The organism is Pseudomonas sp. TE9122, assembly GCF_056278925.1.
The window spans coordinates 2,011,404-2,031,928 of the sequence record NZ_JBWBQI010000001.1; the positions used below are offsets into that span (position 1 = coordinate 2,011,404).

The 20,525-nt window shown below is 58.7% G+C and carries 20 protein-coding genes; 13 read left to right on the top strand and 7 right to left on the bottom strand.

The annotated features are described in order from the left end of the window. Positions 1–99: 99 nt before the first annotated feature. Positions 100–612, bottom strand: a complete 513-nt coding sequence (locus ACZ9BE_RS09210; RefSeq protein ID WP_476249282.1) for a nuclear transport factor 2 family protein — start codon at positions 610–612, stop codon at positions 100–102. A gap of 190 nt (positions 613–802) precedes the next feature. On the opposite strand from ACZ9BE_RS09210, the gene ACZ9BE_RS09215 reads away from it, so the two are divergent. From ACZ9BE_RS09215 to ACZ9BE_RS09230, 4 genes are all read left to right on the top strand, one after another. Continuing rightward, entirely contained in the window at positions 803–1,777 is a 975-nt protein-coding gene (locus ACZ9BE_RS09215; protein WP_305382778.1) for an AraC family transcriptional regulator, read from the top strand. Positions 1,778–2,152: 375 nt separating this feature from the next. Continuing rightward, positions 2,153–2,452: a metal-sensing transcriptional repressor gene (locus tag ACZ9BE_RS09220; protein ID WP_016774379.1), complete on the top strand. Its 300-nt coding sequence runs from the start codon at positions 2,153–2,155 to the stop codon at positions 2,450–2,452. A 7-nt stretch (positions 2,453–2,459) separates the two neighbouring features. Then, positions 2,460–3,596: a nickel/cobalt efflux transporter gene (locus ACZ9BE_RS09225; RefSeq protein ID WP_476249283.1), complete on the top strand. Its 1,137-nt coding sequence runs from the start codon at positions 2,460–2,462 to the stop codon at positions 3,594–3,596. 237 nt (positions 3,597–3,833) lie between these two features. Next, positions 3,834–3,965, top strand: a complete 132-nt coding sequence (locus ACZ9BE_RS09230) for a YHYH domain-containing protein (protein ID WP_116657708.1) — start codon at positions 3,834–3,836, stop codon at positions 3,963–3,965. Between the two features lie 128 nt (positions 3,966–4,093). Here ACZ9BE_RS09230 and ACZ9BE_RS09235 read toward each other — a convergent pair whose 3' ends face one another. After that, the gene (locus ACZ9BE_RS09235; protein ID WP_041480468.1) at positions 4,094–4,456 is read right to left on the bottom strand and encodes a DUF6124 family protein; all 363 of its coding nucleotides are present in this window, start codon (positions 4,454–4,456) and stop codon (positions 4,094–4,096) included. A 547-nt stretch (positions 4,457–5,003) separates the two neighbouring features. On the opposite strand from ACZ9BE_RS09235, the gene ACZ9BE_RS09240 reads away from it, so the two are divergent. The 5 genes from ACZ9BE_RS09240 to ACZ9BE_RS09260 all read left to right on the top strand — a co-directional run bounded on the left by ACZ9BE_RS09240 (position 5,004) and on the right by ACZ9BE_RS09260 (position 12,795). Next, complete coding sequence (locus tag ACZ9BE_RS09240) at positions 5,004–6,326, top strand: APC family permease (protein ID WP_150742635.1); 1,323 nt, start codon at positions 5,004–5,006, stop codon at positions 6,324–6,326. Positions 6,327–6,460: 134 nt separating this feature from the next. After that, complete coding sequence (locus ACZ9BE_RS09245; protein WP_122507016.1) at positions 6,461–7,087, top strand: TetR/AcrR family transcriptional regulator; 627 nt, start codon at positions 6,461–6,463, stop codon at positions 7,085–7,087. A 170-nt stretch (positions 7,088–7,257) separates the two neighbouring features. Further along, complete coding sequence (locus ACZ9BE_RS09250; protein ID WP_476249284.1) at positions 7,258–8,529, top strand: OmpP1/FadL family transporter; 1,272 nt, start codon at positions 7,258–7,260, stop codon at positions 8,527–8,529. Between the two features lie 100 nt (positions 8,530–8,629). Then, the gene (locus ACZ9BE_RS09255) at positions 8,630–9,739 is read left to right on the top strand and encodes an efflux RND transporter periplasmic adaptor subunit (RefSeq protein WP_460095534.1); all 1,110 of its coding nucleotides are present in this window, start codon (positions 8,630–8,632) and stop codon (positions 9,737–9,739) included. Then, positions 9,736–12,795 (top strand): efflux RND transporter permease subunit, encoded by a 3,060-nt coding sequence (locus ACZ9BE_RS09260; RefSeq protein ID WP_476249285.1) that lies wholly within the window; start codon positions 9,736–9,738, stop codon positions 12,793–12,795. The genes ACZ9BE_RS09255 and ACZ9BE_RS09260 overlap by 4 nt, the downstream gene beginning before the upstream one ends. Here the strand turns inward: ACZ9BE_RS09260 and ACZ9BE_RS09265 are convergent. Then, the gene (locus tag ACZ9BE_RS09265) at positions 12,773–13,708 is read right to left on the bottom strand and encodes an NADP-dependent oxidoreductase (RefSeq protein WP_252887764.1); all 936 of its coding nucleotides are present in this window, start codon (positions 13,706–13,708) and stop codon (positions 12,773–12,775) included. The genes ACZ9BE_RS09260 and ACZ9BE_RS09265 overlap by 23 nt on opposite strands. A 60-nt stretch (positions 13,709–13,768) precedes the next feature. After that, positions 13,769–14,200: a DoxX family protein gene (locus ACZ9BE_RS09270; RefSeq protein ID WP_082228565.1), complete on the bottom strand. Its 432-nt coding sequence runs from the start codon at positions 14,198–14,200 to the stop codon at positions 13,769–13,771. Positions 14,201–14,495: 295 nt separating this feature from the next. Between ACZ9BE_RS09270 and ACZ9BE_RS09275 the strand changes: the two genes are divergently transcribed. Next, the gene (locus ACZ9BE_RS09275) at positions 14,496–15,329 is read left to right on the top strand and encodes an oxidoreductase (RefSeq protein ID WP_056785051.1); all 834 of its coding nucleotides are present in this window, start codon (positions 14,496–14,498) and stop codon (positions 15,327–15,329) included. A 180-nt stretch (positions 15,330–15,509) separates the two neighbouring features. Further along, positions 15,510–16,670: an MFS transporter gene (locus ACZ9BE_RS09280; RefSeq protein WP_290127650.1), complete on the top strand. Its 1,161-nt coding sequence runs from the start codon at positions 15,510–15,512 to the stop codon at positions 16,668–16,670. On the opposite strand, the gene ACZ9BE_RS09285 is transcribed toward ACZ9BE_RS09280, so the two are convergent. Next, positions 16,664–17,572 carry a LysR family transcriptional regulator gene (locus ACZ9BE_RS09285; protein ID WP_056785056.1) on the bottom strand — a complete coding sequence of 303 codons (909 nt, stop codon included), beginning with the start codon at positions 17,570–17,572 and terminating at the stop codon, positions 16,664–16,666. The two genes, ACZ9BE_RS09280 and ACZ9BE_RS09285, sit on opposite strands and share 7 nt — an antisense overlap. 204 nt (positions 17,573–17,776) lie before the next feature. On the opposite strand from ACZ9BE_RS09285, the gene ACZ9BE_RS09290 reads away from it, so the two are divergent. Next, positions 17,777–18,346 carry an NAD(P)H-dependent oxidoreductase gene (locus ACZ9BE_RS09290; RefSeq protein WP_016774391.1) on the top strand — a complete coding sequence of 190 codons (570 nt, stop codon included), beginning with the start codon at positions 17,777–17,779 and terminating at the stop codon, positions 18,344–18,346. 235 nt (positions 18,347–18,581) lie between these two features. After that, positions 18,582–18,797: an Atu4866 domain-containing protein gene (locus ACZ9BE_RS09295; RefSeq protein WP_056786820.1), complete on the top strand. Its 216-nt coding sequence runs from the start codon at positions 18,582–18,584 to the stop codon at positions 18,795–18,797. A gap of 45 nt (positions 18,798–18,842) precedes the next feature. Here the strand turns inward: ACZ9BE_RS09295 and ACZ9BE_RS09300 are convergent, their stop codons facing one another. Together ACZ9BE_RS09300 and ACZ9BE_RS09305 are read right to left on the bottom strand one after the other, a co-directional pair. Continuing rightward, positions 18,843–19,400 (bottom strand): flavin reductase family protein, encoded by a 558-nt coding sequence (locus ACZ9BE_RS09300; RefSeq protein WP_056785061.1) that lies wholly within the window; start codon positions 19,398–19,400, stop codon positions 18,843–18,845. Between the two features lie 137 nt (positions 19,401–19,537). Then, positions 19,538–20,443, bottom strand: coding sequence for a LysR family transcriptional regulator (locus ACZ9BE_RS09305; RefSeq protein WP_024012654.1), 906 nt, complete (start codon positions 20,441–20,443; stop codon positions 19,538–19,540). Positions 20,444–20,525 lie beyond the last annotated feature (82 nt).

The following is a 20,525-nucleotide window of genomic DNA, read 5'->3' on the forward strand; positions in this document are numbered from 1 at the left end:
TTGCTTTGGCCGAAAGCCGACATCGGGTGACATGTCCACCTGCGCAACATCTTGAGGCCTCCCGCAGGCAGATCCTCAAGTTGATCTTGGCAGGCTTATCTATTCCAAATCTCCCGCTTTAACCGGAATTCGCCTGATAACGTCGTCGTAAGGCACCAGATCGAGAAAGGCTGTGACCTCAACTGCCTGCAGATTTCGCATGCGCATGATCCATACGTAGCTGTTGCGATAAGGCGCGCCGTCGGCTGCGGTGGCGGTGCCGTTCCAGTGCACAACGACGTCATCGCCTTCAGCCCAGATATCCGTCACCGTCGGGCGAACGGGCGAGGCGAGCCGTTTTGCGAAGGGTTGGACTGCGCGTTTCAGGAAGTCATCTCGGCCGCGATAAGTACCCGCCGAAGGGCTCGTTCCCTTGATTGTCCAGATCACATCGGGGGCCAGGACATCTGTGAAGAACGTCCGGTCGCCTTGAGCCCACTGGTTGAACGCTTGCGCAATGAATTGGCGATTGCGTTCCGTAGTTGGTTCGCTGGCCACGGCGGGCGCCGGCCCTGCAATGAGTGTGGTGAGGACCAGTGCTAGCGCTGTAGAGAGGTGTTGAAAAAACGTCATTTCCTGTGCTCCTTGATCTGTCCGACGAGCCCCGTCGAGTTGGGTGGGCCGTTGTTGTTATCTGAGAGCCGCTAGTTGCGTTCCCACACGCCGTTGTTCTATATGAGGCATTGGCAAGAACCGGCGCGGGTTTGGCCGGCAGTACCTCTGGGCTTCATCTGAAGTGTGACTTATGAGCGGAGGAGGGCTGTTGCAGGATCGTCCTGATTTCTTGCTTGATCATCCGATACCAGATGCCTATCCGCCGCATCGTCACGTTATGGAGTTGTGTTTGAATTCCCTTTCAAAGCTTGTCGATATCATTGGTCGTCACGTCCGGGATGACGGCATTCACAGCACCGCGATCCCGGGTATCAGCCTGATTCGCTCGGCTACGCCCACGATGCCTATGCCGGTGGTGTACGAGCCAACACTCTGCCTTGTCGCTCAGGGACGTAAACAAGCGATGCTGGGTACTACCGTCTATGTTTACGATCCGGCCAAGTACCTGATTGCATCGGTAGACCTTCCGGTGATGGGCTCGGTCATCGAGGCGAGTGAGGCTGTTCCCTATCTGTGCCTGGCGCTGGATCTCGATACCGCTGTGTTGAGTGAACTTGCGCTGCGCCATCCGCTAAGAGAAGAGAGCGTCAGTGCACCGCCGGCAGGCATTACGCTCAACGATACGACTCCAGAACTGTTGGATGCAGCGGTTCGACTCGCGGGGCTGCTCGACAGACCGCGGGATATCGAAGCGCTCGCTCCGCTGGTGATCCGCGAAATGCTTTATCGCCTTCTAACCGAAAACGGCAACAGCATCATCAGGCAGATGGCACAAGCAGACAGCCGCTTGAACCAGATCGCCAAGGCTATTGCCTGGCTGCGCAGCCACTACAACGAAGCGTGTCGAATAGATGAACTCGTCGAAATCGCCGGCATGAGCCGTTCTTCTTTTCATACGCATTTCAAGGCGATCACCTCGATGAGCCCGCTGGAATTTCGTAACCAGTTGCGGCTACAGGAAGCACGCCGGCTGATGGTCACTGAAGCAGTGGATGCCGCAGAGGCGGGATATGCAGTCGGTTATGAAAGTCCCTCGCAGTTCAGTCGAGACTACGCCCGTCTGTTCGGCATGCCACCAGCGAAAGACGCCTGGCGGCTGCGCACGGACATTTGTGGAATTTGAATCCAGCACTTTTCTTCGCGCAGAAAAAAACGAGGCCGCATTTGCGGCCTCGTTTTCAATGTGTTCCGGACTACTGTTTGACGCTCAGGTAATCGCCGGTCGTGGCTGGATGACGACTCTTCGCCGTGAGCATGATGGACGTCCTGAGCGATCTCCCAGGCTGGCTGCCCCGAAGTGACTGACAACGAATAGCTATGCCCGACCCAGGCCATGAACATGGCGAGAGCAAGCGCGATTACTGCCGTCGTTGTCAGTGTTTTGCTGTACATGGCGTTAAAGGTTTCAACTCGTCGACAGGGCGCTCAAGCGATTTGCCTAATCCCCCCTGGGGGGATACGATGCCAGCGTAATTCATCGAGCCCTGAGACTCAACTCATGAGTGAGCACGAACACGACCACAGCCATCCCCACACCCACCAAAGTCATGAGGCGATCATCAAACGCCTCAAACGGGCGGACGGGCATTTGCGCGGCATCATCACCATGATCGAAGAAGGGCGTCAGTGTGTGGATATCGCCCAGCAGCTTCATGCGGTAGAGAAAGCGATCTGCCAGGCCAAACGCACGCTCATCCAGGATCACATCGACCACTGCCTCGAAGATACCGTTTCGGCGCTAGGCAATGGCGAGCGCGCACCGCTGGAAGCCTTCAAACAAATCACCAAGTACCTTTAGGTCTGACATGCCCGATTTCGCTGAACTGTTGCAGCAAGGCGGGGCTCACGCCTGGCTGTATTTCCCGAGCGCGATTCTGCTCGGTGCCTTGCATGGGCTTGAACCAGGTCATTCGAAAACCATGATGGCGGCCTTCATCGTGGCCATCCGTGGCTCGGTCAAACAGGCTGTTTTGTTGGGGTTGGCCGCAACGCTTTCGCACACCGCCGTGGTGTGGCTGGTCGCCATCGGCGGCATGTACCTGGGCAAAGGTCTGGACGCTGAAACCACTGAGCCGTATTTCCAGCTTGCGTCTGCTGCACTGATCATCGCGATTGCCCTGTGGATGCTGTGGCGTACCTGGTGCGGTGAGCAGATGTTCAAGTTCGAGCAAAGCGATGATCACCATCACGGCGAACACGACCATGGTCATCATGATGAAACGCACCGAATAGATACCGGCCATGGCCGTGTTGAACTGTCGATCTTCGAGGAAGGCCTGCCACCGCACTGGCGCTTGAAGACCTTGAGCGGACACGCCTGGGCAGCCTCGGATGTTCGCCTGACCACGACGCGTCCGGACGGCAGCAGCCAATCGTTCGCGTTCGTCGAGCGTGAAGGCTTTCTGCAGTCGACGGTGGATATTCCGGAACCGCACGAGTTCAGCGCTCGCTTGAGCCTTGGACATGCCGGGCATTCGCATGATTACGACCTGACGTTCCAGGAGCATGATCACGGGCATGCGCATTCCGAACTCGAAGGCCTGGAGCTGTCGATTGATGGCTATCAGGATGCGCACGAACGTGCTCATGCCAACGACATCCGTAAGCGCTTCACCAACCGCGAAGTGACCACGGGTCAGATCGTCATGTTCGGGCTGACTGGCGGCCTGATTCCCTGTCCGGCTGCCATCACTGTCCTGTTGCTGTGCCTGCAAGTCAAAGAGGTCGCGCTCGGCGGCATGCTCGTCCTGTGTTTCAGCATCGGCCTGGCGCTGACTTTGGTCACTGTCGGTGCCGCAGCAGCCGTTGGCGCCAGACAGGCTTCCAATCGCTGGCCGTGGCTGGGAACCGTAGCGCGCCGCGCTCCTTACCTGTCCAGCGTGCTGATCATTGGCGTTGGCCTGTATGTCGGCTTTCATGGCTGGATTGGCCTGAGCGCATAAGGCGGGAGTGTTGGTGCTTTTCGTTGCGGCACTCAGTCCGCCACCTGCCACCATAACCAGCCCGACAAACGACCCCGTGTGGCTTATGTTCGCGCCCAGTGACCCAGCCATCGTAAGCAATCGACCTTTGATCGAATCCTCGGAGAAGTCGCTTGCTCAATGAAGGCACCTGGCCATACGCTGCTCCGCGTGAGACATCTCACAAAGAATAACAACACGAGCATGGAGCAAGCCCTGATGAAACTGTCCGCCATTCTGATTGCCGCAATATTATCGATTACATCCGTTGCTGCCTTTGCGCACAGCGGTGGCACTGATTCAAAGGGTTGCCATCGCAACCATAAAACCAACGACTACCACTGCCACTAAACGGCAAAAGCCCAGCGCAAGGCTGGGCTTTTGAGACGAGCGCGATAGGGGGCGAGACATTAGCCCACGCCAACGCTCACCGCTGGTCTTTGAAACTTCGTACCTCACCAGCGACAGGGAGTTTGCGCTTACTCCACCGGCACGACGTTATCCAACGCCTGATTAACTGCGAGCTCGCCAAGCATCACCACTTGCGCGATACCTTGCAGTGTCTTGCGCGCAGATCCTTCAACCATCCCGATCACATCACTCAACATCACCGAAGCCGAGCCCAGCGATTCGCTGGCGTTGACCAGCAGTTCTTCAGTGGCGGTTTTCGGGTTGGCGAGGAACATGCTGCTGGTCTGGTAGGGCGTGGTTTTGAGGGTGTCGGTGGGTTTGAGGTAGTGGTCGAGGGCGCGGTCGGCAGCTTCGTGGAGTTTTTTTGAGTCGAGGGATTCGTAGGGGGAGGTTGCGTCCGACGCTGGCGGGTTAGGCGTTACTTTGAACATGGTGAAGCTCCATATGTGACCAAGGGAGCCATCACTCTCGCTACCAAACGAAGGGTGGTGGCCATACGAAGGTTGGTAGACCGGCCCACATGGAAAAACCGGCGCGCTCGAAAACGCCCTGCGCATGGCCACCATAAAACCGATGCGAAAGCATCTGCATAGGATGACGTTATGCGCCATGTGGAAAGCGGGCTACCAAACCCGATCACTGTTTTTCAGTGACCAGCCAACGATAGAACCCCGGCCCGAGGCGCACAAGCCGGCGGATTCTGGCGTAGTCGTAGGCAATGGCGCAAGGCGTTGTAGCTTGCTGGAATAGTCTGGATATCGCTTTTAAACGCGGCGTTTAGGGAATTGGTTTTGGCTGAGGTTTCGTGTTGATCGGGCTGGCGTCTTCGCGAGCAAGCTCGCTCCCACAAGTGACGAGTGGGCAATGTTTATAACGCCGTGCCAAGCGGCCCCATCACACATTTTGAACTTTGCTTTCCGCGCCATTTCCATTGTTTGAGGTGACAACCCTCCAGCTCCTCCACACCTGAATCAAGGAATGACCGTGACGGCTCCCACTCATAAACCTGCTCTGCGCAGAGCAATTACTTTCCCGATGCTGTTTCTGTTTATTCTCGGCGATGTACTCGGCGCGGGTGTTTACGCACTCGCCGGAACGATCGCGGGGGAGGTGGGCGGCGCGATTTGGGTGCCGCTGCTGATCGCATTGTTCTTCGCCATGTTGACGGCGGGTTCCTACGCGGAGCTGGTGACCAAATATCCCCACGCCGGCGCGGCTTCGGTATTCGCGGAAAAAGCCTTCAAGTCACCGCTCATTTCCTTCCTGGTCGGTTTTTGCATGCTGGCGGCTGCAGTCACCAGTGCAGCGGGTTTGTCGCTGGCGTTTGCCGGTGATTACCTCAACGCCTTTGTCGAGGTATCGCCGCAGATTGCAGCGCTGGTGTTTCTTCTGGCAATCGGCCTGCTCAACGCGCGGGGGATCAAGGAGTCGCTTGGGGCAAACCTGGTGATGACCGTGATTGAACTGTCCGGGCTGATTCTGGTGATCGTCGCCGCTGTCTGGTATTTCCGCACAGGCGATGCGGACCTGGGACGGACCCTCACGTTCAAACCGGGCGTCAGTCCCATGCTGGCGGTGTTGGGGGCGGCGTTGCTCGCGTTCTATTCTTTCGTCGGTTTCGAAACTTCGGCCAATCTGGCCGAGGAAATCAAAGACGTGCGCAAGGTCTACCCGCGCGCCTTGTTCGCGGCTTTGCTCACCGCTGGCGTGGTTTACATGGCGGTGGGCGTGGCGGCTTCTTCGGTGTTGCCTACCGAGAAGTTGGTGGCGACGTCAGCGCCTTTGCTCGAAGTTGTCCGCGCATCGACCCTCGCAATCCCGCCGGCGCTGTTCTCTTTTATTGCGCTGATTGCTGTGGCCAACGGTGCGCTATTAACCATGATCATGGCCAGTCGATTGACTTATGGCATGGCCAACCTGGGGCTGTTGCCGGGTGTCTTGGGTGCGGTTCTGCCTGAACGAAAAACTCCATGGGCTGCCATTGTCGCAACCACCGTGGTCGCTATTGCCCTGACACTCACAGGCACGCTGGCAACGCTGGCAGAGACGGTGGTGTTGCTGTTGCTGTTCGTTTTTCTGAGTACCAATGTGGCGGTGCTGGTACTTCGGCGGGACAGGGTAGAGGAAGACCACTTTCGCGTGCCGACCTTCGTTCCGGTGCTTGCAATCGTGTCGTGTCTGGTGCTGCTCAGTCAGCAGGGGTGGGAAACGTGGTTGCGGGCGGGGGCGCTGATCATTGTCGGGATGTTGCTGCATGGCTGTTCTCGCATCAGATTTTCCGCGATCAGTAAGGCCGGGTAGTGCGCCGGTTTGGGGGATTGGTGTCGTTTGGGCGGGTGTCATTTCGAGCAGGCTCGCTCCCACAGTGGATGGGTGGTGGTATTCAAAATGTGTCACACGTTGTCAGTCGGCGGGCGGGTGAGTAAGCTGCCGACATGAATCAGTCCTCAGTTTCCCCATCCTTCCCCGGCCCGCGTGGGCCAGTCGATCACGACATTCGTGATCAGATTGTCGCGGCGGCCAACGAGCATTTCAGCCAGTACGGCTACGCCAAGACCACGGTGTCCGATCTGGCCAAGGCCATCGGTTTCTCCAAGGCGTACATCTACAAATTCTTCGATTCCAAGCAGGCGATTGGCGAAGCCATCTGCGCGAACTGTCTGGGGCAGATCGTTGCGGCGGTCGAGGAGGCGATAAACGAGGAAGAACTAACGCCCACCGAGCGTTTCCGCCGGTTGGTGAAAACTGTGATCGCCACGGGTGTGAATCTGTTCTTCAACGATCGCAAACTCTATGACATTGCCGCGTTTGCAGCGGGTGAGAACTGGCCAAGTGCGCAGCGTTACGATGCGCAGATCAAGCGCTTTATCACCGACATTGTCCGCGAAGGGCGCGAGGCCGGTGAGTTCGAGCGCAGGACGCCGCTGGACGAGACGGTCGAATCGATCCACTTGGCGCTGCGGCCCTTCGTCAATCCACTGATGCTGCAACACAACCTCGACTTTATCGAAGTGGCGCCCACGCTGACTTCGAACCTCATCTTGCGCAGCTTGATGCCTTGACCCTCTGCTGATCCGAATACTCGGATCAGTCGCCCTCTGATCTCGCCTCGCCTGTACAGGGCAGAGGATGAATTGCCCAAGTCGTGACTATTGACTGATATGGTCACTCGGATAACATGGCCGCCGCTGTTCAGGTATTCCATTTCCGAGTCACCCATAGAGTCCACACAATGAAAAAAACAATGCTCAAGCGCCCGGTGGGGCTGGCTGTCGTTCTTGCCTCGTCGAATGTTCTTGCGGGTGGTTTTGCGCTCAATGAGCAAAGCGTCAGCGGCATGGGATCGGGCTTTGCCGGTCGCTCTTCCTCGGCGGAAGACGCCAGCACCGTTTTTGGCAACCCGGCGGGCATGGCGCGGCTCAAGCGCGAGCAGGCGAGCGTGGGGCAGGCGACGCTGTTTGCGAAGTCTGATATCAGCCAGACCCGCAGCACGTTCGGCGGCAAGGAAGACGGCGACATGGTGCCGACCACCACGGTACCGATGGGTTATTACGTCAAACCGATCGACGAGCATTGGGCGTTCGGCGTGGGGTTCTACGTGCCGTTTGGCCTGATCACCGACTACGGCAGTGGTTTCGCTGGCCGCTATTACGCCAACAAAAGCGAAGTCACCACGCTGACGTTCCAGCCGACCATCAGTTATGCCTTCAATGACAAGGTGTCGATCGGCTTCGGCCCGACCATCAACCGCATCAGCGGCGAGCTATCGGGGATGGTCGCCAATCCGCTGAGCCCCGGGCGCAATGACGGCAAAGTCAAAAGCACGGGCGACGATACCGCGCTGGGCTTCAACGCCGGGGTCATGATGCAGGCGACCGAGCAGACCCGCCTGGGCCTGACCTATCACTCAAAAGTCAGTTACCACCTCGACGCGAAAAGCAAACTCAGCGATGGCATCTTCAACGTGCTCGGCGTCAGCGGCCGCAGCTTTGACGCGTCGCTGGACGTCGACACCCCGGAATCGGTGGATTTCTCGGTCACCCATCAACTGAACAACGACTGGACGCTGTATGCCGGCAGCACCTGGACGCGCTGGAGCCGTTTTAAAGAGCTGACCATCGAAAACAGCGGATTGCCGCCACTGCTCGCCGGTCAGTTGGGCACGATCAGCGAAGAACAGAACTGGCATGACACCTGGGCTCACGCCATCGGCGCGGCGTACCGGTTGAACAACCAATGGGTGCTGCGCACCGGGTTCTCGGTTGATCAATCGCCGGCGAACAACACCAATCGCGGGCCGCGTATTCCAACGGGCGATCGCAAGGTGTTCAGCGTCGGCGCCGGTTGGACGCCTGCGGAAAATGTCACCATCGACGTCGCCTATTCCTATCTCTGGGAAGAGAGCGTCGGGATCAACGACACCTCGGCAGGCAAGGGTTCGTACAGCGCGAAATACAAGAACAGCGCCAGCGGCCTAGGCAATTCCGTCAGTTACCGCTTCTGATTCAGCGCGGAAAATCGGGTCGGCGATTTGGTGACGGTTGACGATATCGGTCACAAGACTGAGAATATGATGATCATCCTATTTTCAGTAAAGGCATTCCATGCGCCGGCTCCGACCTTTCCCCCTCGCGGTATGTTTGTTGCCCTTGGCCCTGACGGCGTGCGGGGATTCTTCCACCGCGCAGGATCCGCGTACCTTGGCGCCCTTTGTCAGGTCGGCGGCGGTGCAGCCTGCAGAAGACGGCTCCCGATCGTTCACCGGTGTCGTGGCGGCGCGAGTGCAGGGCGACCTGGGCTTTCGCGTTTCGGGCAAGGTGCTCGAGCGTCTGGTTGATACCGGTCAGACGGTCAAGCGCGGCCAGCCACTGATGCGCCTCGACCCCATCGACCTCGGCCTTCAGGCGCGAGCCCAGCAAGAAGCGGTGAGCGCCGCTCGCGCCCGAGCCATACAGACTGCCGGTGACGAAGCGCGCAATCGCAAACTCGTCGCCGCCGGCGCTATTTCGGCATCGGCCTACGATCAGTTCAAAGCCGCAGCCGACACCGCCAGGGCGCAGCTCAATGCCGCTGTGGCGCAAGCGGACGTAGCGCGCAACGCCTCGGGTTACGCGGTTTTGCTGGCGGACGCTGATGGCGTGGTGGTGGAAACCCTCGCCGAACCCGGGCAAGTCGTCAGCCCGGGACAACCGGTGGTGCGGCTGGCGCGGGCCGGTCAGCGGGAGGCCATCGTCCATCTGCCCGAGACCTTGCGCCCCGCGCCGGGCTCGACCGCTCAGGCAAAATTGTATGGCGATAAGTCGGCTACCGTGAGCGCAAAACTGCGTCTGCTTTCCGACTCGGCCGACCGCACGACTCGCACCTTTGAAGCGCGCTATGTACTTGAAGGCAAACTGGCCAATGCGCCGATCGGTTCGACAGTCACCCTTGATATCGCCCAAGGTTCTGCGCCAAAACAGGCGCTGACGGTGCCCGTCGCCGCGATCTACGACCCGGGCAAAGGCCCCGGCGTGTGGGTCATCGCCGGCACACCGGCGACAGTGAGCTGGCGCCCGGTGGAGGTCCTGGGCTTGAGCGATGACTCGGCCCGTGTCGCTGGCCAGCTCAACGTCGGTGAACCGATTGTCGCGCTGGGCGCGCATCTGCTGCGCGATGGCGAAGAAGTACGCTTGCTTGCCCGCGACGATGGCCAGATTGCCGGGAGTCGTCCATGAGCGAGGGCCGGTTCAACCTTTCAGCTATCGCCGTGCGCCAGCGCGCAATCACGGTGTTTCTGATTTTTCTCATCGCCGTTGCCGGCGTCCTGTCGTTCTTCAAATTGGGCCGGGCGGAAGACCCACCGTTCACGGTCAAGCAGCTAACGGTGATTACTGCGTGGCCGGGGGCGACCGCGCAGGAGATGCAGGATCAGGTTGCCGAACCCCTGGAGAAACGTTTGCAGGAACTGAAGTGGTACGACCGCTCGGAAACCTACACGCGTCCGGGACTGGCATTCACCGTGGTCTCGTTGCTCGACAGCACACCGCCATCGCAGGTGCAGGAAGACTTCTACCAGGCACGCAAGAAGCTCGACGATGAAGCGATCAGGCTGCCGGCGGGTGTCATCGGGCCGATGGTCAACGACGAGTTTTCCGACGTGACCTTCGCGCTGTTCGCCTTGAAAGCCAGGGGCGAGCCACAGCGCTTGCTGGTGCGTGATGCGGAGAGGTTACGCCAGCGGCTGTTGCATGTGCCTGGCGTGAAGAAGGTCAACATCATCGGCGAGCAGGCCGAGCGGATATTCGTTTCGTTTTCCCATGATCGGCTGGCGACGCTGGGCTTGTCGCCGCAGGACATCTTCGCCGCACTGAACAATCAAAACGTGCTGACCCCCGCCGGATCGGTCGAAACCAAAGGGCCGGAGGTATTTTTGCGCGTCGATGGCGCGTTCGACACGTTACAGAAAATCCGTGACACGCCTGTTGTCGCCCAAGGCCGAACACTCAAGCTGTCTGACGTGGCCACGGTCGAGCGCGGCTACGAAGACCCGGCGACCTTCCTGGTGCGCAACGACGGCGAAGAAGCGTTATTGCTCGGCGTGATCATGCGCGAGGGCTGGAACGGTCTCGATCTGGGCAAGGCGCTGGATGCCGAGACGGCCAGGATCAACGGGGAAATGCCGTTGGGCATGACGCTGTCGAAAGTCACCGATCAGGCGGTGAATATCGACTCGGCCGTCGGTGAGTTCATGGTCAAGTTCTTTGTCGCGCTGCTGGTGGTCATGCTGGTGTGTTTTCTCAGCATGGGCTGGCGTGTCGGCGTGGTCGTCGCAGCGGCGGTGCCATTGACCCTGGCGATCGTGTTTGTGGTGATGGCGGCCACCGGCAAGAACTTTGACCGGATCACCCTCGGTTCGCTGATTCTGGCGCTCGGCTTGCTGGTCGATGACGCGATCATCGCCATTGAAATGATGGTGGTGAAGATGGAGGAGGGCTACGACCGCATCAAGGCCTCGGCCTATGCCTGGAGTCATACGGCAGCGCCGATGCTGGCCGGCACGCTGGTCACGGCGATTGGCTTTCTGCCCAACGGATTCGCGCAATCAACGGCGGGCGAATACACCAGCAACATGTTCTGGATTGTCGGCATCGCGCTCATTGCTTCGTGGGTCGTCGCCGTGGCTTTCACGCCGTACCTGGGCGTGAAGCTGTTGCCCGACATCAAGAAAGTCGAAGGCGGGCACGCGGCGATCTACGACACGCCACGCTACAACCGCTTTCGCCGGATTTTGACGTGGGTGATTACCCGGAAATGGCTGGTGGCCGGTGCGGTGGTCGCGCTGTTTGCTGTTGCGATCCCAGGCATGGGGCTGGTGAAGAAGCAGTTCTTTCCAACCTCGGACCGCCCCGAAGTGATGATCGAAGTGCAGATGCCTTACGGCACGTCCATCGAGCAGACCAGCGCGGCGGCGGCCAAAGTCGAAGCCTGGCTGCACAAGCAGGAAGAGGCCAAAATCGTCACCGCCTATATCGGCCAGGGTGCGCCTCGGTTTTTCCTGGCGATGGCGCCGGAGTTACCGGATCCATCGTTCGCCAAAATCGTCGTGCTGACCGACAGCCAGGACGCCCGCGAAACTCTGAAGTTGCGTTTGCGCGAAGCGGTGGCCGAAGGGCTTGCTCCAGAGGCGCGGGTTCGGGCGACGCAGATCGTGTTCGGTCCGTATTCGCCATTCCCGGTGGCCTACCGGGTGATGGGGCCTGATCCGGCGAAGCTGCGCGACATCGCCGAGCAGGTCAGGGCGGTGATGCAGGACAGCCCGATGATGAGAACCGTCAACACTGACTGGGGACCGCTGACGCCCACGCTGCATTTCAACCTGGATCAGGACCGCTTGCAGGCAGTGGGGCTGACGTCCAGCGCAGTCGCCCAGCAGTTGCAATTTCTGCTCAGCGGCGTGCCGATCACGGCGGTGCGCGAAGACATCCGTTCTGTGCAGGTCGTCGGTCGTGCGGCGGGCAATATCCGCCTGAACCCGGCGCAGATCGAAGGCTTCACCCTGGTCGGTGCGGCGGGGCAGCGCATCCCGTTGTCGCAGATCGGCGAGGTCGAAGTGCGCATGGAAGACCCGATCCTGCGGCGCCGCGATCGCACGCCGACCATTACCGTGCGTGGCGACATCGCCGAAGGCTTGCAGCCGCCGGACGTTTCCGGCGCGATCATCCAGCAGTTGCAGCCGATCCTCGAAAACCTGCCTTCCGGCTACCGGATTGAACAGGCGGGCGCCATCGAAGAGTCCGGCAAGGCGGGCAAGGCGATTCTGCCGTTGCTGCCAATCATGATCGCCATGACGCTGCTCATCATCATCGTCCAGGTACGCTCGATTTCGGCGATGATCATGGTCTTTCTCACCTCGCCATTAGGCTTGATCGGTGTGGTGCCGACGCTGCTGATCTTCAACCAGCCTTTCGGCATCAATGCGCTGGTCGGGCTGATTGCGCTGTCGGGGATTCTGATGCGCAACACGCTGATTCTGATCGGGCAGATCCATCACAACGAGCAGGAAGGGCTGGCGCCGTTCCATGCCGTGGTCGAAGCGACAGTGCAACGGGCGCGGCCGGTGTTGTTGACCGCGCTGGCGGCGATTCTCGCGTTCATTCCGCTGACCCACTCGGTGTTCTGGGGCACGCTCGCGTACACGCTGATCGGCGGCACGTTTGTTGGCACCATCATCACGCTGGTGTTTCTGCCGGCGATGTATGCGATCTGGTTCAGGATTCGGCCTGAGCGCTGACATCGAGCACGATTTTTCCCCGGGTGTGTCCGGCCCAGCTTTGTTTAACCGCGTCGACAACTTCTGTCAGCGGTACCACTTGAGCCTCAAGGCTGAGCTTGCCGGATGTGAACAGCGCGGCAATCTCGGCCAATTGGCTGCCATCGGAGCGGGTGGCGAAATTTTTGCCACTCACACGGTGCTCGCTTGCCTTCTGTGCAGAGGGTGCGCTTACGGGGGAAACCAGAACGCCCCCGCGCTTGATCACACTCCATGAGCGGTTCTGAGTTTCGCCGCCGACCAGATCAATGACCGCATCGAGGTCAGCAACGCTGTCTTCGAATTTAGCCGTGGTGTAGTCAATCACCTCATCGGCGCCAAGTGAACGCAGATAGTCGTGGTTCTTCGCAGAGCTGGTCGCGATCACATAAGCACCGGCAAGGCGGGCGAGTTGGATTGCGAAGCTGCCCACGCCACCTGAGCCGCCGTGAATGAGGACTTTTTGACCAGCCTGAATCCCGGCGTGTTCATGCAAGGCTTGCCAAGCAGTCAGTGCTGCCGCCGGCACGCCGCCGGCCTCTTGCAACGACAGGGTTGTCGGCGTGTGGGCCAGACGATCTGGCGTTGAGAGGGCCTGGGTAGCATATCCGCCGGTAATCCCGATAAACCCGAACACCTTGTCGCCAACGACAAAGTCTCTGACATTCCTGCCCACCGCGGCGACTGTGCCTGAGACTTCCACGCCAGGCGTGTAGGGCAGTGGCAGAGGAATGAATTGCTGCATGGCACCGGAGAGGATTTTCCAATCGATTGGATTGATCCCACTACCGGCAACATTGATTAACACCTGATCGTCATTGGGTTTCAGATCCGCAAGTTCTTTGAGCTCCAGCGCTTCTGCCTGGCCGTACTGCGCGACTTGGATCGCTTTCATGATTCTCTCCGTTGTGATGGTCAAGGCTCGTCGGAAGGAATGGACGTGCCGGCGATTCGATTAGTGGCGACGTGCGTCGAGGCTGAAACGCCCTGCGCCGAAAGAAACGATCTGCAAGAGCCCACCGGCCATGGCGATATTCTTGAAGAAGTGAATGAACTGATTCTGGTCCGCCAGGGCGTTATGGAAAATCAGTGCGGTCAGTACGCTGAAAATCGCCAACAGCGCTGCGGTGGTACGTGTGCGATAACCGGCGATCAACGCTACGCCGCCGAGAACCTCGACAGCAATCGCCACGCCCAACGCCAGTTCGGGAAAAGGCAACCCGACAGAGCCGATGTAGCCAATCATCATGGCCGGTGCCGCGATTTTCGACAGGCCCGAAAGAATGAAGATCGCGCTCAGAAGAATCCGCCCGATCAAGGAAACGGTGCTGTTGAGGTTGGAAGACGTTGAAGCAGTGACGCTGGAAATTGTGGCTGCGTGGGACATGACGTGGATTCCGCTGATTTCAGCGCTTCACCATGAAGCGCCGTTGTGGAGCAGATGATGTCATCGCGAGGCTTTGCGCAATAGCCGACAAGTTTCGATGATCAGGTTCGAAAAACTAGAAATGCAGCAGAAATCGAAGTGGGCCTTCCACTGTGGTCAGCGACGTGTGTTGGGGAGCAGGATCAGGCAAATGTCGCGGATTAATCGGATAACAGTGGCGGGGCGGATTCGGTACGTTGGTCTCGAACGCGGTTCAGCCGAATCCTGAACCGCCGCTATCTAGAGGAGTACTGCAATGAACGAGACTAAGGTTTGGTTGGTTACAGGCTGTTCCACCGGGTTCGGTCGCCACATCGCCACGGCGCTGCTGAATGAGGGTGAGCGTGTGGTGGTCACGGCGCGCAACACACAGCAGATCGAGGATCTGGCCGCCCTCGGCGACGCTTTGATTCTGCCTCTGGACGTGACCGATCCGGCGCAGGCGATGCAGGTCGTACAGGCGGCCGAGCATCGCTTCGGGCGAGTGGACGTGCTGATCAATAACGCCGGCGTCGGCTATTTCTCATCGATAGAAGACAGCGACGATGGGGCTGTTCGGCGGATGTTCGAGGTCAACTACTTCGGCACGGCCCATATGATTCGCGCGGTACTGCCTGGCATGCGCAAGCGGCGCACCGGCATGATCGTCAACCTCACATCGGTAGGCGGTCTGGTCGGGTTCGAAGCGGTCGGCCACTACTGCGCGACGAAGTTCGCCGTTGAGGGCCTGTCGGAAAGTCTGCGCGCCGAAGTTGCGCCACTGGGTATCGGCGTGATGACCGTTCAGCCCAGCGCCTTCAGAACCCAATGGGCGGGGTCTTCGGGCGCTGCGCAAACGGTGGCCGAGGATTATCAGGCAACCGCCGGCGCTGCGATGCGCGCGTACCAGCAATCTGTTGGCAATCAAGCTGGCGACCCAGACAGGGCGGCAGCGGCGATCTACGCCGCGGTTACCTGCGCAGCGCCGCCGGCGCGCCTGCTGTTGGGCAATGAAGCCTATGAGGCAGCGCAGGCGAAGCTTGCCGCCATGGGCCGCGAGTTCAGCGCATGGGAGTCTACCGCCCGTGGCGCGGACTTCCCGACGGCCTGACAGGCGAAGCCCGCACTGATGGCATGGACGCTACAGAATCAGGCAAACACCTGAGAGGAGTGAGTTAACGGGGACGACGCGGTGCGGGAAAAACTGGGCGAGTGAGTTGACTCGCCCAATTTTGAACGGCATTTACCGAGGAGTATTTGTATGAATTCGTCGTCCCCGTCCCGACCTTTCATGTGGCTCTGCGCATTCGCAGCGGGGGCCATGATCGCTAATCTCTATTATCTGCAGCCGATCCTGTCGTTGGTAACGGGGGCATTTGGTATTCCGCTTGCCACGTCCGGCCTGCTGGTGAGTTGCGCTCAACTTGGCTACACGCTGGGCATTGTGCTGGTCGTCCCGCTCGGTGACGTCCTCGAAAGAAGAGCGCTTCTGAGCCGGATGTTTACCATCAACGCATTAGCGCTGCTTGTGGCTGCGGCCAGCCCGAATTTCTTGCTGTTCTGCGCCGCAGTGTTGATCAGTGGAGTCACGGCATCCGCTGCCATGTTGATTGTGCCGTATGTAGCGTCCATCGCAGCCGAGCATCGGCGCGGTCAAGTGATCGGCGTGGTGATGACCGGGGCCTTGCTCGCGATACCGCTGTCGTGGCTGGTCTCCGGCGGTATCGGCAACGCGGCAGGTTGGCGCTTGGTGTACGCCAGCGCCGGGTGCGCGGCGCTGATCCTGCTCATGCTGCTCAGAATCACCTTGCCAACCGAGCCCGAGCGCCGAGGCCAGCCCGTGCGTTATGAGCAGTTGATGCGCTCGTTGTGGCAACTCATCCTCGAGTACCCAGCGCTTGCTCGCCGGGCGCTTTACGGTGCGCTGGGAATGGCCAGCTTCAGCATGTTGTGGACTGGATTACCAATACTGTTGTCGCAACCGCCGTTCAATTTTTCGACTTCGAGCATCGGACTGATCGGGCTCACGGGAGTGACTGGCGCGTTGATTCCCGGTGTGGTTGGCCGGCTCTGTGATCATGGCTACCGGCACGCGCTGGCATTCGGGTTGGCCTCGTTGATGATACTGGCCTGGGCAGTGCTGAGCTTTGCGGCGACAGGGCTCTGGATAATTATCGCTGCCGCAATGGCCTTGAACGTTGGCGTAATGGGCTTGCAGATCACCCATCAATCGGTCATCTACAAACTGGCCCCCGCAGCCAACTCACGGATTACCGCGGTGTTTATCAGTATCAACTTTGTTGGCGGCGCTATTGGCTCCGCAGTTGCAAGTTTCGGTATTCGGTATGTCGGCTGGGAAGGGCTGTGCCTACTGGGCGCTGCTTTGCCCGCGGCTCTTGTGCTGGCCTATGCATTGAAGGAACGGCCCTTTGCCCGCGTTGCGGTTCAATGAACATGCAAATGGGCGGCGAGGAAATCCATCAGGGCTCTTACGCGTGCGGGCAGATGTCCGCCTTGGCCGACGTAAATCGCATGAATCTCCGTGACGCTTGCAGGCACGAATGGTTGCAGGACGCAAACCAACCTTCCGGCAGCCAGGTCATCTGCAACCTGGCAGAACCCCAGCCTGGCTAGCCCTGCGCCCAGCACCGTCAATTCACGCAAGGCGTCGCCATCGCTGACGCGCAGATTGCCTTTTACCGGGTACATACGTTGCTCGCCGCTCTCGTCGAGCAAGGCCCACTCCATGGCGGGAGGCGAAAAGGTGAAACCCAGACAGTTGTGATCGGCAAGGTCTTGAGGCACCAGCGGAGTGCCCTTGGCCGCCAGGTAGTCAGGAGATCCTACGATCAGCCCTCTGGATTGCCCGAGTCGTTTCGCCACAAGGTTGGAGTTCTTGAGCGCTCCGGTGCGTATGGCGATATCCGCACGTGCTTCGATGAGATCGACCACCTCATCGGTGAGGAAAAGTTCGACGCTGACCCCAGGATGTTGATTCATGAACAAGTTGATGATGGGAAGAAAAAGCTGGCGGCCGATACCCACATTAGAGCTGATTCTGACCACTCCCTGCGGTGCAGAACTGGCAGATGCTTCGCGTTCCGCTTCGTCAAGATCGGCCAGTATGGCAACGCTGCGTTCGTAAAAAGCCATTCCTTCTGGCGTCAGCAGTTGCTTGCGCGTGGACCTGTTCAGCAAACGTGCGCCAAGACGGCTTTCCAGGCGCGTCATGAGCTTGCTCACGGCAGAGGGGGTTATCGCGCAAGCTCTTGCGGCCGCTGAATAACCTCCGCGTTCCACCACTTTAACGAACACGCTCATCTCGGCGAAGCAATTGATATCCAGTCGTCGCATGTGAACTCACGTCATAAATCGTGTGCCTGGGCACGGGCTGTTTATCTACCATTTCGCGCGCCTAATATTTTGCCAACGCGATATGGAACGGTTGCCGACTTTGCAAGCAAAGAAGTGGCCACTTCCAACCATCGCGCTCTTGCTGTCACGTTGTTTTCTCTAACCGTAGAACATTGCCAAGTTGATAGCTGCTCGGAGGCTGAAATGACTCACACACTGCAATTAGTACTGATCCATAACAGCAACCAGTCCAACGGCGTAGACACGGCGTTGGTGCAATGGATTACCGCCGTGGTGCAAGACCGCAGCGAATTTGCGTTGAGCGTGGTAGAGCCGTTTGACCTGAGATTTATAGACGATTTTTCGGAACAACCCGGTCGTCGAGTGTGCTTGAGAGCGCTAGCGGCAGCAGATGCCTATATCGTCTTGGTGCCCGCACGTCACCTTGGTTACCAGCATGGATTGAAAGTCTTGATGGCGCGCTGGCCTGAACACCTCCAGGGACGACCTTGTTCATTTGTTGGTTATGGCACCACGACCGGCGGGGAGGATGAGGTCGACGAGCTTGGATGCGAGTTGTTGAAGCTGCAGGCCATGCCTGTTGGTGGCTATGTGAAGTTCGCTGAGATTGCCGAGCGTCTCGAACAAGGCCTCGGACTGGAGCACTTTGCGCAAGCACGGGTTTCGATGGCGCAGTTGTTGATCCAGCTGGCCTGGTGGGCACGGGCGCTGAAAGATGCGCGGGCCTTCTCTCCTTTGCAGAAGTTCGCGTAGTCCTTCGCTTAGACGTTCTGCGAGCGCCTGGAGCATTGGGCAAAACCTGCGCAGGAATTGCATAACGGCACCGCGCCGCGACTTTTTACTCTTGCTTCAAATCCTGCTGAACGGCAGGAAACTATGATCTGAAAACAGGAGTTCTAAAATGTCCGATGTCGAAATTCGCGTAACCCCTGATGCGCAAGAAAACGCCACGGCAAATCCAGCCGGCGATCAGGGCAAGTACGTTGGCATGTGGGTGACAGCCGACGGTCATATTCGCCATGAGTTGCTGCCAGGAGGGCGATATGACGAGGCTCGCGGTCGGCAAAAAAGCGCTTATCAAGGGCGCTACTGGCTGGAAGGCGACCACATCGAGTATGTGGACGATACTGGCTTTACCGCAGACGGAGAGTTTCGAGATAACGTGCTGTACCACGCGGGCATGGTGTTATATCCCGAGCGCTGACGCATAAGCCGGAATGAACATTCCGGCTTTTTTATTAGTGTCGTATTACAGATTCTGTGGGCGGAATTGATCGCGCAAATCCAGGGTTTCGCCCGCCACCATAAATTTCCCCTGCCCGCGGTAATGCAGGGTTTTGGGGTTTTTCACCGACGTAGCCACATGCGCCTTGACCACTTCCCACACGAACAGACCGTACTCGCCGATAAGATTGGAGTCGAACAGCTTGCACTCGAAATTGGCGTAGCACTCTTTGATCAACGGGGCCTTTACCCGTTCTGCGGGGGCGGCTGTGAGGTCAAATTGGGCAAACTTGTCGATGGCGCCACCGCTGCTGTTGCCGACGGCAACAACCTGGTCCACCAATTCGACGGTGGGCACGTTGATGACGCACTGCTGGCTGTTGTGGATCAGCTCGTAGCTGTGGTTTGCACTCCAGATGTAGCAGCCAAACAGGGCGGGGGAGAACTGCATCATCATGTGCCAACCCATGGTCATTATGTTGGTTTCACCTTGCCAGGCGGAGGTCACCAGGACGATGGGGCCGGTTTCCAGATGCTGGCGAACCTCGCTCAAAGGGAAGTCGGATTTTCGAAATGCGGTCATGGCGCCTCCGGGGATCAAAAGAGGATAAACAGTTGTTGTCAGTCGCTTTCGACAATTCAACTTTCCTGCTTTTTGACATGCATCTCTCCGGCAGCCTTGCTCAGGCTGTCGGATTTTTGCTCTTTTCCCTGAATTGCTTACGTCGGCAAGAGCTGTTCGCCGAACCGCTTGATCAGCCACTGCCCAGCCGGACCGGGCGGCGAGTCGGTTCGATAAATCGCATCGAAGGCATAGGTGCCGCCTTTACAGTCGGGCATATCAAGCTCGACCAGGCGTCCTTCGTCCAGGTCAGACTGAACCATGGGCACCGGCATATTCCCCCATCCGATGCCCTCTTTGAGAAGCATGTGTTTGGCGCCCAGATCCGCCAGTCGCCAAGTGCGAGTGCTCACGACGGCAAAGTCCTTGTCACCCGTAAGCGTTGAACGATCCGATAGCACCAATTGAACAAACTCTCTGGCAGCGCCAGGGGATTTGGAACACTCGGTTGCAAGCGGGTGTGCAGGCGCGGCGACCGGTATCAATTGAACACTGCCCACGCCGATGCGCTCGATGCCGTCCAGGCCAATGTCCAGCGGACCGCTGATGCCGACTCCAGCTTTCTTCTCCATCACCAGTTGGGTCACTGCCCCCAAGGCTTCCATGTGCAAGTGCAGAGTGACTGTGGGAAATTCTTCCCTGAAGGTCCTCAACGCATCGACTACTCGCTCGGCAGGGAGCATTACATCGAGCGCGAGGTGAACTTCTGCTTCAAGCCCATGCAGCAAACCGGAGACTTTTGCGCGCAGCCCATTTACGCCGTTGGTAATAGTGCGTGCTTCAGCCAGGACGGTTCGACCTGCCTCCGTCAGTTGCGGTTTGCGCGTGGTTTTGCGGTCAAACAGTGAAACCCCGAGCTGCATCTCCAGATTGGAAATGGAGTAACTCACCACCGATGTCGCGCGATGCAGTTTTCTGGCCGCAGCGGCAAAACTGCCCACTTCTACAACCGTCAGAAATACTTTCAGTTGATCAAGCGTTGGTGTTCCTGGATCGGAGATCATTTCTACTGTCTCGAACGTTTGGGGAGTACTCGTCCTGATTTTGCAGACAGCAGCATATACGCAAGATTGAGCACTTGATCGG